This window comes from Microbacterium sp. CnD16-F (assembly GCF_024124465.1).
Taxonomy (GTDB): domain Bacteria; phylum Actinomycetota; class Actinomycetes; order Actinomycetales; family Microbacteriaceae; genus Microbacterium; species Microbacterium gawkjiense.
Genome location: NZ_JAMXSA010000010.1, coordinates 1 through 12,029, shown reverse-complemented (window position 1 = coordinate 12,029; position 12,029 = coordinate 1). Strand labels below are relative to the sequence as shown.

The 12,029-nt window shown below is 70.3% G+C and carries 11 protein-coding genes and 1 pseudogene; 7 read left to right on the top strand and 5 right to left on the bottom strand.

Annotated elements, in window-relative coordinates; translation table 11 throughout:
- Positions 1-82: 82 nt before the first annotated feature.
- The 4 genes from NH287_RS04555 to NH287_RS04540 all read right to left on the bottom strand — a co-directional run bounded on the left by NH287_RS04555 (position 83) and on the right by NH287_RS04540 (position 3,706).
- Entirely contained in the window at positions 83-2,260 is a 2,178-nt protein-coding gene (locus NH287_RS04555; RefSeq protein ID WP_253034646.1) for a heavy metal translocating P-type ATPase, read from the bottom strand.
- Positions 2,257-2,544, bottom strand: a complete 288-nt coding sequence (locus NH287_RS04550; RefSeq protein WP_217528798.1) for a heavy-metal-associated domain-containing protein — start codon at positions 2,542-2,544, stop codon at positions 2,257-2,259. The genes NH287_RS04555 and NH287_RS04550 overlap by 4 nt, the downstream gene beginning before the upstream one ends.
- 28 nt (positions 2,545-2,572) lie before the next feature.
- Positions 2,573-2,854 carry a metal-sensitive transcriptional regulator gene (locus NH287_RS04545; RefSeq protein ID WP_064002763.1) on the bottom strand — a complete coding sequence of 94 codons (282 nt, stop codon included), beginning with the start codon at positions 2,852-2,854 and terminating at the stop codon, positions 2,573-2,575.
- 147 nt (positions 2,855-3,001) lie between these two features.
- On the bottom strand, positions 3,002-3,706 hold the full coding sequence (locus NH287_RS04540; protein ID WP_253034645.1) for a FadR/GntR family transcriptional regulator: 705 nt from the start codon (positions 3,704-3,706) through the stop codon (positions 3,002-3,004).
- A gap of 167 nt (positions 3,707-3,873) precedes the next feature.
- Between NH287_RS04540 and NH287_RS04535 the strand changes: the two genes are divergently transcribed.
- The 7 genes and pseudogenes from NH287_RS04535 to NH287_RS04505 all read left to right on the top strand — a co-directional run bounded on the left by NH287_RS04535 (position 3,874) and on the right by NH287_RS04505 (position 10,639).
- Entirely contained in the window at positions 3,874-5,256 is a 1,383-nt protein-coding gene (locus NH287_RS04535) for a GntP family permease (protein WP_253034644.1), read from the top strand.
- A complete protein-coding gene (locus tag NH287_RS04530; RefSeq protein WP_253034643.1) occupies positions 5,249-6,016 on the top strand; it encodes an SDR family oxidoreductase in 768 nt (255 codons plus the stop codon). The genes NH287_RS04535 and NH287_RS04530 overlap by 8 nt, the downstream gene beginning before the upstream one ends.
- A gap of 15 nt (positions 6,017-6,031) precedes the next feature.
- Positions 6,032-7,054, top strand: a complete 1,023-nt coding sequence (locus NH287_RS04525; RefSeq protein WP_253034642.1) for a zinc-binding dehydrogenase — start codon at positions 6,032-6,034, stop codon at positions 7,052-7,054.
- The gene (locus tag NH287_RS04520) at positions 7,051-7,548 is read left to right on the top strand and encodes a gluconokinase (protein WP_253034641.1); all 498 of its coding nucleotides are present in this window, start codon (positions 7,051-7,053) and stop codon (positions 7,546-7,548) included. Before NH287_RS04525 ends, NH287_RS04520 begins: the two co-directional genes overlap by 4 nt.
- 105 nt (positions 7,549-7,653) lie before the next feature.
- Complete coding sequence (locus NH287_RS04515) at positions 7,654-8,610, top strand: UbiA family prenyltransferase (protein ID WP_253034640.1); 957 nt, start codon at positions 7,654-7,656, stop codon at positions 8,608-8,610.
- Positions 8,559-9,992: pseudogene (locus tag NH287_RS04510) on the top strand (phytoene desaturase family protein); the annotation flags it as partial. The gene NH287_RS04515 and the pseudogene NH287_RS04510, both read left to right, overlap by 52 nt.
- Before the next feature lie 167 nt (positions 9,993-10,159).
- A complete protein-coding gene (locus NH287_RS04505; RefSeq protein ID WP_253034639.1) occupies positions 10,160-10,639 on the top strand; it encodes a GNAT family N-acetyltransferase in 480 nt (159 codons plus the stop codon).
- 145 nt (positions 10,640-10,784) lie between these two features.
- Here the strand turns inward: NH287_RS04505 and NH287_RS04500 are convergent.
- Positions 10,785-12,029: ATP-binding protein (locus tag NH287_RS04500; RefSeq protein ID WP_253034638.1), on the bottom strand; the 1,245-nt coding region annotated here is incomplete at its 5' end.

Here is a 12,029-nt window from a genome sequence, read left to right as displayed (position 1 = left end):
CGGATGCCGGAGCGCGGCGTGTCGCGCGGCATCCATTGCATCCGTGAACACCCTGCCCGCGAACACGCCACGGGCGCGCGCCTCAGCCCCGCCCCACCGCCTGGAACCCGCGCAGCCGCAGACTGTTCGTCACCACGAACACCGACGACAGCGCCATCGCTGCGGCGGCCACGAGCGGGTTGAGCAGCGCGGCCATCGCGAGCGGGATCGCGGCGACGTTGTACGCGAACGCCCAGAACAGGTTGCCCTTGATGATCCCGAGGGTCCGCCGCGCAAGGCGCACCGCATCGGCGACGACGAGGGGATCGCCCGAGACGACGGTGATGTCGGATGCCGCGATCGCCGCATCCGTCCCGCCACCCATCGCGATCCCGAGGTCGGCAGCGGCGAGCGCCGCGGCATCGTTGACACCGTCGCCGACCATCGCCACGACCCGGCCTTCGCCCTGCAGCCGGCGGATCGCGTCGAGCTTGCCCGCCGGAGTCACCCCGGCCTCGACGCGGGAGATCCCGACCTCGGCGGCGACCCGCGCTGCCGAGGAGGCGGTGTCGCCGGTCAGCAAGATCGGCTCGAGCCCGAGCTCGCGGAAGCGGGTGATCGCCGCGGCGCTCGTGGGCTTCACCCTGTCGGCGACGACGATCGCACCGAGGTACTCCCCATCCCGGGCGACGGCGACGACCGTCCCCTCGGGCAGATCCGCAGGCACGGCGACGGCCCACTGCTCCGCGAGCCACGACGGACGCCCGGCGACGACCGCCGCTCCCGCCACGACACCCTGCACGCCGAACCCGGCGTGCGACTGGAACGACTCGACACCCCCCGGCGTCGACGCTGCCACGATCGCCCGCGCGACGGGGTGCTCCGACCCCGACTCGACCGCCGCCGCGACGGCGAGCAGCTCCTCGCGCGAGACGCCCGAGGGCAGCACCTCGGTCACGCTCATGCGTCCGGTCGTGACGGTGCCGGTCTTGTCGAGCACGATCGTGTCGACGGTGCGGGTCTGCTCGAGCACCTGAGGTCCACGGATCAGGATGCCGAGCTGCGACCCGCGCCCGGTCCCCACCAGCAGCGCGGTCGGGGTCGCGAGACCCAGCGCGCACGGGCAGGCGATGATGAGCGTCGCTACCGCCGCGGTGAACGCGAGCTCCCACGGCGCGCCGGCGATCGTCCAGCCGACGAGGGCGACGAGCGCGAGGGCGATCACGACGGGGACGAAGACGGCCGAGACCCGGTCGGCGAGGCGCTGCACCTCGGCCTTGCCGGTCTGCGCCTCTTCCATGAGCCGCCGCATCCTCGCCAGCTCGGTGTCGGCACCCACCCGGGTGATCTGCACCTCGAGGCGTCCGCCGACGTTGATCGTCGCGCCGACGACACGGGAACCCTCCGCGACCTCGACGGGCATCGACTCACCCGTCAGCATGCTCGCGTCGACGCTGCTCATCCCCGCGGTGACGAGTCCGTCCGACGGGATCTTCTCACCGGGGCGGACGACGACCGTGTCGCCGACGACGAGCTGCGACACCGGAACGCGCGTCTCGACACCGTTCTGCAGCTTCGCGGCATCCGTCGCCCCGAGTTCGAGCAACGCGCGCAGCGCCTCGGACGACGCCCGCTTCGCGCGGGCCTCGATGTAGCGCCCGGCGAGGATGAAGACGGTGACGAGCGCGGCGACCTCGAGGTAGATCTCGTGCCCGCCCGCCCGCGGCGCGCCGACGAGCGTGAAGGACATCGTCATACCGGGCATCCCCGCGCCGCCGAAGAACAGGGCGTACAGCGACCAGCCGAACGAGGCGATCACGCCGAGGCTGATGAGGGTGTCCATCGTCGCGGCGCCGTGGCGCAGGTTGACGGCCGCGGCCCGGTGGAAGGGCCACGCGCCCCACACCGCGACGGGAGCCGCGAGGGTCAGCGCGAGCCACTGCCAGTACTCGAACTGCAGCGCCGGGATCATCGACATCAGCGCGACCGGCAACGACAGGGCGGCGCTGATCAGCAGACGATTGCGGAGCGGCTTCGTCTCGTCATCCGCCTCCGTCGTCTCGGGCTCGGGTGCGGGCACCGTCGCCGCGTAGCCGGCAGCTTCGACCGTCGCGATGAGCTGCGCCGTCTCGACGCCCTCGGCACGCACGCGCGCCTTCTCGGTGGCGTAGTTGACGGATGCCTCGACCCCGGGCAGCTTGTTGAGCTTGCGCTCGATCCGGGTGGCGCACGAGGCGCACGTCATCCCGGAGATGTCGAGTTCGACGTCGGTGGCGCTCACGCCGACACCCGGGTGTATCCGGCCTCCTCGATGGCGGCGGTCAGGGCGTCGTCGTCGAGGGGGGTCGCGCTGTGCACGGTGACGTGCGAGGTGCCGCCGGCGACGAGGTCGACGGTCACGGCCTCGACGCCGTCGATCTCGGAGAGCTCCTCGCGGACGCTCGCGGCGCAGTGGCCGCAGGTCATACCGGTGACGAGCAGTTCCTCGGTGACAGCGGATGCCGGGGCGGCAGGCGTCGCGGATGCGGAGACGTCGGTGAGGCCCAGCTGGATGCGTTCGGTCATGGTGTTTCCTCCAGGTTCAGGAGCGGGTTCAGGAGCGGACGAGACGGGCGATCGCGTCGTTCGCCTCGCGGATCTTGTCGGCGGCGACCTGACCGCCTTCGGCGCTCGCCTCGGCGACGCAGTGGCTGAGGTGGTCGGCGAGCAGCGAGAGCGCGACGGTTTCGAGCGCCTTCGTCGCCGCGGACACCTGCGTGAGGATGTCGATGCAGTACTTGTCCTCGTCGACCATGCGGGCGATGCCGCGCACCTGTCCCTCGACGCGGCGCAGCCGCTTCTGCAGGTCGTCCTTGTTCGCGTCGTAACCGTTCACGACGGATACGGTACCCCCCTAGGGTATGTAAGTCAAGGCGTCTGGGGCCACGGCATTCCTTCCCCTGTCACAACGCGCCGCGCGGAGCCGCACTTTGCGACAGGTGAGCGGATGCCGCGGCCGCGGTCGCGGTCCCCAGACTCCGGGTCAGGCCCCTTCGACCTCGTCCGACACGAGCGTCAGGTGCTCGCGCGCCGACGCCTCGGCATCCGCGCCGCGCCCGTCGTGGATCGCTTGCGCCGTCGCGAGGTGCGCTTCGAGCGTGCCGACGCGCGGCACTCCGGGCGTGAGTCCTCGGACGGCCCGGCCACGCAGGATCTCGGCGATCGGGTCGCTGAGCTTCACGAAGAGAGGATTGCCCGACACGCGCAGCAGAAGCCGGTGATAGGCGATGTCGGCATCCAGGTACTCGGGCGAGTCGCCGAGGCCCTTCCCGCCGAGATCGCTGAGCAGCGTCGCCCAGCGGAGCAGCTCCTCGCGTTCGACCGGGTCGGCGCGCTCCGCCGCCAGGCGGGCGGCAACCGGCTCGACCGCGATGCGCAATTCGGTGAGCTCGATGAGGACATCCCGCCGGCGCGAACTGTCGAGCGACCATTCGATGATGTCGGCGTTCAGCACGTCCCACTCCGCGAGAGGGCGGACGACGATCCCGACCCGGCGACGCGAGGTGAGCAGCCCGTGCGTCTCGAGGACGCGCACTGCCTCGCGGACGACGGTTCGGGACGCAGCGAACGTCTCCTCGAGACCCGCCAAGGTCAAACCGGTGCCCGCGGGCAATTCTCCCCCCACGATGCGTCGACCAAGGGTCTCGACGATGTGGGCATGGGATGCGGTGGTGACGGGCGTGGGCATCGGTGTCCTTCGTTGCGAGTGTCACGTTACCCGCCCCGCGCGGCGTCGTTGGATGGCCGCGACAAAAGTACTACCAATCGCTTGCGAAAAGTACTACCTATGTGGCACGGTGGGTGCGCTGCCGGGAAAGGCCCCGGCACCGGGACGATTCACTGGAGAACACACCCATGGACGAGTGGACGCAAACACTCGGAGCAGTGCCCCTGCTTCTGATCGCGGCCGGAGCGGTCGCCCTGATCCTGCTGCTCATCATCAAGGTCCGCCTGCACGCGTTCATCGTGCTCGTGCTGGTCTCGCTGCTGACCGCGCTGGCCACCGGCATCCCGGTCGGCAGCATCGGAAAGGTGCTGATCGACAGCTTCAGTTCGACGGTCGGCACGGTCGCGCTCCTCGTCGGCTTCGGAGCGATGCTCGGCGCCCTCATCGAGAGCTCGGGCGGCGCCCGCGTGCTGGCCGAGAAGATGGTCTCGGTCTTCGGTGAGAAGCGCGCTGCCATCGCCCTGAGCGTCGCGTCGCTCCTCATGGGCTTCCCGATGTTCTTCGACGCCGGGCTCGTCGTCATGCTGCCGATCATCTTCGCCGTCGCCCGCCGCATCGGCGGCAAGCACATGCTGCTCTACGGCATCTCGGCCGCCGCCGCGTTCTCGGTCATGCACGTCTTCGTGCCGCCGCACCCCGGTCCCATCACGGCGAGCGAGACCTACGGCGCCAACCTCGGGCTCGTGCTTCTCATCGGTCTCGTCGTGGCGATCCCGACGTGGTACCTCAGCGGTTACCTCTGGGCGCGCTTCATCGACCGCCGCATCCCGCTCGCCATCCCGCGCCTGTTCGGCGAGGACGTCGAGCCCACGAACCCGCCCAAGGCCGGGACCGTCATCGGCGTCATCGCCATCCCGCTCGTCTTGATCCTCCTGAACACCGGGTCCGCCGCGCTCGTCTCGTCGGGAGCCGTCGACGGCACCGCCGTCTGGGTCCAGGCGCTCGGCCTCATCGGCACGAGCCAGGTCGCCCTGCTGATCGCCGTCCTCGTCGCCCTGTTCGTCCTCGGCACCCGCCGCGGCGTCGGAGGCAGCGCGCTCGACAAGGTCGTCGAGTCCGCCCTCGGACCGATCTGCTCGGTCGTCCTCATCACCGGCGCCGGCGGCATGTTCGGCGGCGTCCTGCGCGCCTCGGGCATCGGCGACGCGCTGTCTGACTCGCTGGCCTCGATCGGCGTCCCGGTCATCTTCGCCGCCTACATCATCGCCCTGCTCCTCCGCGTGGCGCAGGGCTCGGCGACCGTCGCCCTCGTCACCGCGGCGGGCCTCGTCGCACCGGCCGTCGTGTCGGGCGGCTTCAACCCGCTGCAAGTCGCCTGTATCGTCCTCGCCACCGCGGCGGGCTCCGTCTTCGCGGGTCACGTGAACGACTCGGGCTTCTGGCTCGTCGGCCGCCTCATGGGTATGGACGTCAAGACCACGCTCAAGACGTGGACCGTGCAGCAGGCCCTCGAGTCGCTCGTCGGCTTCCTCATCGTGCTCGGGATCTTCGGCCTGGTGTCCCTTGTCTGACCTCTTCGACCTGACCGGCCGCCTGGCCCTCGTGACGGGATCGTCGCGGGGGCTCGGGCAGAGCCTCGCCGTGGGCCTCGCGGATGCCGGGGCCCGCGTCATCGTGCACGGCCGCGACGCCGAGGCGGTGGAGCGCAGCGCCGACGCGATCGCCGAGCACACCGGCATCCGTCCCGAGACGACCCTGTTCGACGTGACGGATGCCGCGGCCGTCGAGGCCGCGATCGGTGAGCTCATCGAGCGGGTCGGCACCCCCGACATCCTCGTCAACAACGCCGGGATCCAGCGGCGGGCACCCTTCGCGGAGTTCCCCGTCGCGGACTGGGATGCGGTGATCTCGAGCAACCTGTCGAGCGCCTTCTACGTGTCGCGCTTCGTCGCGCCCGGCATGATCGCGCGCGGCTCCGGCAAGATCATCAACATCGCCTCGGTCCAGTCGCTGCTCGGGCGTCAGACGATCGCACCGTACGCGGCGAGCAAGGGCGGCATCGCCCAGCTCACGCGCGGAATGGCGGCGGACCTGGCGCGCCACGGCATCCAGGTCAACACGCTCTCGCCCGGCTACTTCGCCACCGAGATGAACGCGGCGCTCGTCGCCGACGCCGACTTCTCGAGCTGGGTCGCCCAGCGCACCCCGGCCGGTCGCTGGGGCGAGGTCGAGGAGCTCCGCGGACCGCTGGTGTTCCTCGCCTCGGCGGCGAGCGACTTCGTGAACGGACAGAACCTGTTCGTCGACGGCGGCATGACCGCCGTCGTCTGACAAGAGGAGCAAGACATGGATGCCGTCGTCATCAACGGAAAGCTCGACCTCACTGTGACCGAGCGCCCCCTCCCCGAGCCCGACGCGGGCCAGGTCCGCGTGCGCGTGGGCTACGTGGGGATCTGCGGATCCGACCTGCACTACTACGGCGAGGGCGCGAACGGCGCGTTCGTCGTCACCGAGCCCCTCGTTCCCGGGCACGAGCTGTCGGGCTGGGTCGACCTCGACCCCGACGGGCGCTTCGCACCCGGCACGCCGGTGACGGTGCATCCCGCCCGCTTCGGTCCCGAGGGGTCGACTCCGGTCGAACCCCATCTGCGGCCCGGCGGCAGCTACCTCGGCAGCGCCGCGACCACCCCGCACACGCAGGGCGCGATGAGCGAGTACCTGGTGGTGGATGCCGGCATGATCCGGACTCTGCCCGCGGAACTGCCCGTGCGTCGCGCCGCCCTCGCCGAGCCCCTGGCCGTCGCCCTGCACGGTGCGGGTCGGGCGGGCTCCCTCGACGGAGCGCGCGTGCTCGTCTGCGGCGCCGGCCCCATCGGACTGCTCGCCGTCGTCGCCGCACAGGAGGCCGGCGCCGCACGTGTCGAGATCACCGACCTGCTGCCCGAGCCGCTCGACCGGGCGCGCGCGCTCGGGGCCGACGCCGTGTGGCGGGTCGGCGAGGACGCGATCCCCTCCGACACCTACGACGTCGTCCTCGAGTGCTCCGGTGCCGCGGCCGCGGTCTCGTCCGCCATCGCCGCCGTCCGTCGGCGAGGCACCGTCGTGCAGATCGGGATGCTGCCGAACCAGCCGGTCGGCGTGAACATCGCCCCACTCATCTCGAAGGAGGCCACGCTCACCGGTGCCTTCCGGTTCCTCGACGAGATCGACCGGGCGATCGATGTGCTGGGCCGCCGCCCCGAGATCGAGTCCGTCATCACCCACGAGTTCGCTCCGGGCGACGCGGTCGAGGCCTTCGAGACGGCCCGCCGACCCGCCGACAGCAGCAAGGTCGTCGTCGCGATGAACTCTGCGAAGGTGGCATCGTGAGCACCGCACCGCGCATCGTCGTCATGGGACCGAGCGGGTCGGGCAAGACCGCCGTCGGAGCCGCCCTCGCCGTCGATCTCGGCGTGGACTTCGTCGACGCCGACGATCTGCACCCCGCGGCGAACGTCGCGAAGATGGAGGCCGGCCACCCCCTCGACGACGACGATCGCGCCCCCTGGCTCGACATCGTCGGCAGGACGCTCGGCGACGCACCCGGCCTGGTCGTCGCGTGCTCCGCGCTGGCGCGCCGCTACCGCGACCGGATCCGAGCCGCGGCCCCCGACGTCCGCTTCGTCGAGCTGGTCGTCTCACCCGAGGAGCTGGACCGTCGGATGCGGTCGCGGCAGCACTTCATGCCGCCGGCGCTCCTCGCCTCGCAGCTCGCGACCCTCGAACACCTCGGCGAGGACGAGCCGGGCGTCGCGGTCGAGAACGTCGGTCGCATCCTCGACGTCGCGCGCCGCGCGCGCATCGCGCTCGACCAGGCCGACTGAGGCTCCGCCCGCGCTCCCCTGTCACAACACGCCGCGCGCGTTTGCACATTGCGACAGGCGAGTGCCGCGCCGCGACCCGAGCGCGGCGCCGCGCGCAAGAGCGGGATGCTGGTCGATCGCCCCGCATACAATCGCGGAAGACGGCCGTCCGCGCCGCCGCATCCGAGGAGAATCGCCATCGACCACCCCGCGCCGGCCCGGCCCGTCACCTGGCGGACGACCCTCGGACGCCTGGTCCACATCTCACGCCCCGTGCTCTGGATCAACACGATCGGCACCGGTGTGCTCGGCATGTGGCTCACGGGTCAGCTGCTGGATCCCGCGGCGATCCCGCTCCTCGTCTGGCTGACGCTGCCGTTCAACCTGCTGATCTACGGCGTGAACGACATCTTCGACCAGGAGACCGACGCCCTGAACCCGCGCAAGGGGTCGATCGAGGGCGCCCGGATCGAGCCGCGCGAGGTGCGGACGATCGTCTGGGCCGTCGCGATCACGAACGTGCCGTTCCTCGCGTGGTTCCTGATCGCCTACCCGCTCGCCGCGAACGCGCTGATCCTGCTCTACACGGCGGTGTTCGTGTTCTACTCGGCGCCGCCGCTGCGGTTCAAGCAGCGACCGTTCCTCGACTCGCTCAGCAATGCGGCCTACGGGCTCCCGCTGCTGATCGTCCCCGTCGCGCTCGGCGCTCCGCCGCTGTGGCCCGCCGTGACCGGGCTGCTGGTCTGGAGCGTCGCGAAGCACGCCTACGACGCCGTGCAGGACATCGACGAGGACCGCGAGGCCGGCATCCGGACGACCGCGGTGCTCCTCGGGCCGCGCGGCACGGCGCTGTGGAGCGGCTTCTGGTGGCTCGTGTCGAGCGTGCTGTTCGCGTTCGTCAGCATCCCGGTCGCCGCGCTCAACGCCGTCATCGCCGGTGTCCTCGTCGTGTGGATGCTGGTGCGCCCCACTCCCGCGACCGGTCGCCGCCTCTACCCGGTGTCGATCGCGTTCCCGTACGTCGCCGGGTCGGTGGCGAGCGGGTTGCAGCTGACGAAGATGTTCTTCGAGGCCTACGGATGAGCCGCATCGTGGTGGTCGGTGCCGGACTGGGGGGGCTGGCGGCATCCGCTCTTCTCGCCCACGCCGGTCACCAGGTGACCCTGCTCGAGGCGGCGGACCGGGTCGGCGGCAAGAGCCGCAGGCTCGAGGTCGACGGCGAGCGCATCGACTCGGGGCCGTCGCTCGTGACCTTCCCCGGTGTGTGGGAGGAGCTGTGCCGCCGCCTCGGTGCGGCCGATGAGCTCCAGCTCGAACGGCTGCCCGAGGTCGGCCGGTACTACTACGACGGCGAGGAGGTCACCCTCCCCGTGCCGCCGGAGCACCGCTGGTACCCGGCGTGGCAGCGGTTCAGCGACCTGCACGCTCCGCTGGCGGGTGACGTGACCGCGCTGCTCGTCGCCGACCCGCTCGACCGCCGCTCGCTGCCGGCGCTGCGCCGACTGCTCGCCGTCTACGGTCCGCGGCTGAGCACGCGGTCGTACCTCGACAGCCTCACGTGGATGCCCGAGGGTCTGCGCGAGATCATCGCGATCCACACCCTCAACGCCGGAGTCTCGCCGTCGCAGACGCCCGCACTCTACGCGAGCATGCCGGCGATCATGGCGGCATCCGGCGTGTGGGTGCCGCGCGGCGGCGTGTACGAGATCCCGCTCGCGCTGAAACGAATGGCGGATGCCGCCGGTGTCGACATCCGCACCGGCGAGACGGTGACGCGCCTCGAGCGCGGCCGCGTCACGACGGCCCGCGGATCGTTCGGGGCCGACGTCGTCGTGAGCGCCCTCGACGCCGACCGCGTCGAGGCGCTGCTCGGCCGGCGACCGCGACGGGCGCGCGCGCTGTCGTGCTCGGCGGTCGCGATCTACGGGGCGCTGCGCGAGCCGCTGCCCGAGCGGATCGCGGCGCACAGCGTCATCCTCCCGACCAAGCCCGACGCGCTGTTCCGCAGCCTCGCCGCGGGCGACGAGCCCGCCGACACGATGGCGTTCGTGAACCTGTACCGGGCGGGCGAGATCTACCCGAACGACCGCAGCACGCTCGCGCTGCTGCTGACCGCTCCAGCCGACGGAGCGGGGTACAGCCTCGAGCATCCGTTCGTGCGCCGCGAGGTCGAACGGATCTCGCGGACGATGGGTCTCGATGAACTGCTGACCGACACGATGACGGATGCCGCGGTCCTCGACCCACGCTACTTCGGCACGTTCGGCGAGCGCGACGGCGCGCTGTACGGCGCCGCGCGACCGCTGTGGATGAGCGGCCCGCTGCACCGCCCCGCGCACCACGACCCGCGGACACCCTGGCTGTGGCGCGTCGGCGCATCCGTGCACCCGGGCGGCGGGATCCCTGCCGTGCTCGGCGGAGCGATGATGGTCACCGCGAAGCTGTTGCAGCGGCATCCGGTCTGATGGGGGTCGGGTTCCGGGGACGCGAGTCGTCGCGTGCGCGGCCGGTGAACGACAGGATGCACCCCCTGGAGCGCGGGCCGCGGCGGCTCCGGGGACGCGATTCGTCGCCCGCCGCGCGCGGGAGCGACCGAACGCGTCCCCGGAACGCTCGCCCGTAGCATCGGGGTGTGACGACCGACGCTGTGATCCGCCGTGCCCGCGCCGCCGACGTTCCCGCGCTCGTCGACCTGCGCGCGCAGATGATGCGCGACATGGGTGCGGACACGGGCGACGAGTCCTGGCGAGCGGATGCCGCGGCCTGGTACCGCGCCCGTCTCGCCGAGCCGATGCGGTGCGCTGCGATCATCGCCGAGGTCCCCGGTGACGGCGTCGTCGCGTGCGCCGTGGGCACGGTCGACGACCACGCCCCGTCGCCCCGCAACCCGAGCGGACTGCGGGGCGAGATCGCGAACGTCGTGACGTTCCCCGCGTTCCGCCGCCGCGGGCTCGCCCGCACCTGCGTGGAAGCGCTGCTGCAGTGGTTCGACGCCGAGACGGCCGTCCGCGTCGTGCGCCTCGCTGCGACGGCGGACGGCGAAGCGCTCTACCGGCGACTCGGTTTCAGCGAGCCGCGCGACCTGATCCTGGAACGACGGATGCCGCGCTGATCCGAGCAGGACGGGGGTGTAGGTTCCCTCTCGAGATGGCGGAGGATGCCGATGATTCCACGGTAGTTGGCAGTGGTTTCAAGGTCAGGATTCCACGCGAAATGGCAGTTTCCTACGCCCCGGTCTTTCGGTCCTTAGCCTCTCGCTAACGGCGCGACTGGGTTCGCATCGCCTCGACAGCCGCGATGAGTGCCTCTTCCTCAACTGGTGCGCTGTTCCAGTCGCTCCAGAAGTTCTTGGTGGCACTGGTGGGCTTGACCTTCGGCGCGTCGAGTCGGATCCGAGTCGGGAGGATGATTGCGTCACCCAGCAGGAGTGCTTCTCCAACATCCAGGAGCGGCAGCGCTGCGGTGAGCCCGTCCATGCTGTCGGGCATGAGTCGCTTCACGACGGCTTGGTCCTGATCGTTGGTGAGACGGAGAGCGATGAAGTTGTTGCACTGGGAGAGCACTGTGCGACTCACGTCCGACGGACGCTGGCTAACGACGAGCAACGAGATCCCGTACTTCCGGCCTTCCTTTGCGATTCGCTCGAAGGAGTCAAGTGCCCGAAGGTCGGCAGCCCCTGCGTTGCCGGCAGGCAGATAGAGATGCGCCTCGTCGCAGACGAGGGTCACCGGCGTGCGCTTGTCTTCGACTGTCCAGAAATGGATCTCATAGAGCACACGTGCCATGACCCCGACAACAATCGGTAATACGTCGCTCGGCACTTCGCTGAAGTCGATGACTTTGATCCCAGGAGCGGTGCCGAGTAGGCGTTTGGCGAAGTCATGAAGCCAGTCGTAGCCGAGATGGTCGGCCGGTGGGTTGAACATGAATCCGTACCGACGGTCGCTAACTCTGGCTTCCATCCGGCTCACCAGTCGTGTCAACCTCCCATGAAACGGCCCTTGCTTCTCGCCGCGCGCGCCCGGCACCATCTCGGTGTCGTCAGCGGCAAGGCGGCCGACAAGTCCGGCGAGGTCGTATGGGACGGGGCTGTCGACCGTGAATCGGGCCGCGAGTTCGGTCTTGCCATCGGCAACTAGCCGTTCGTGCTTCAGCTCCCGCACGTGATGGGTCAGCCGCGCGGCCTGGTTGGGCGCATTCTCCTCAGACCGGTCAAGCAGAAGGGCCTGCATTTCTTCCTGATTGAGTAGCCACCACGGTAGATACAAGGCGCGCTCGTCATCCGGCGATTGCCCAGGGCCTGCAATGTGGAATGCGCGCGCGATCGGTGCATCCCCCTCTGTGAGTGGCGTGTACTCGCCATGCATGTCGAACAAGTAGTGCCCCGTAGAGTGGTGTAACGATCCCGGCCAGTAAACGTCAGCGTGGCCACCGGGATCTTCCTTCGAGGAAACTCTCACATCCCACTCGAAAGGCGTCACACCGATGACCACTCCCTCTAT

What these genes read in the sequence shown, in the direction of transcription:
- NH287_RS04550 (WP_217528798.1), bottom strand. Translation starts at nt 2,544, where the DNA reads ATGACCGAACGCATCCAGCTGGGCCTCACCGACGTCTCCGCATCCGCG.
- NH287_RS04540 (WP_253034645.1), bottom strand. Translation starts at nt 3,706, where the DNA reads ATGCCCACGCCCGTCACCACCGCATCCCATGCCCACATCGTCGAGACC.
- NH287_RS04535 (WP_253034644.1), top strand. Translation starts at nt 3,874, where the DNA reads ATGGACGAGTGGACGCAAACACTCGGAGCAGTGCCCCTGCTTCTGATC.
- NH287_RS04525 (WP_253034642.1), top strand. Translation starts at nt 6,032, where the DNA reads ATGGATGCCGTCGTCATCAACGGAAAGCTCGACCTCACTGTGACCGAG.
- NH287_RS04515 (WP_253034640.1), top strand. Translation starts at nt 7,654, where the DNA reads ATGCTGGTCGATCGCCCCGCATACAATCGCGGAAGACGGCCGTCCGCG.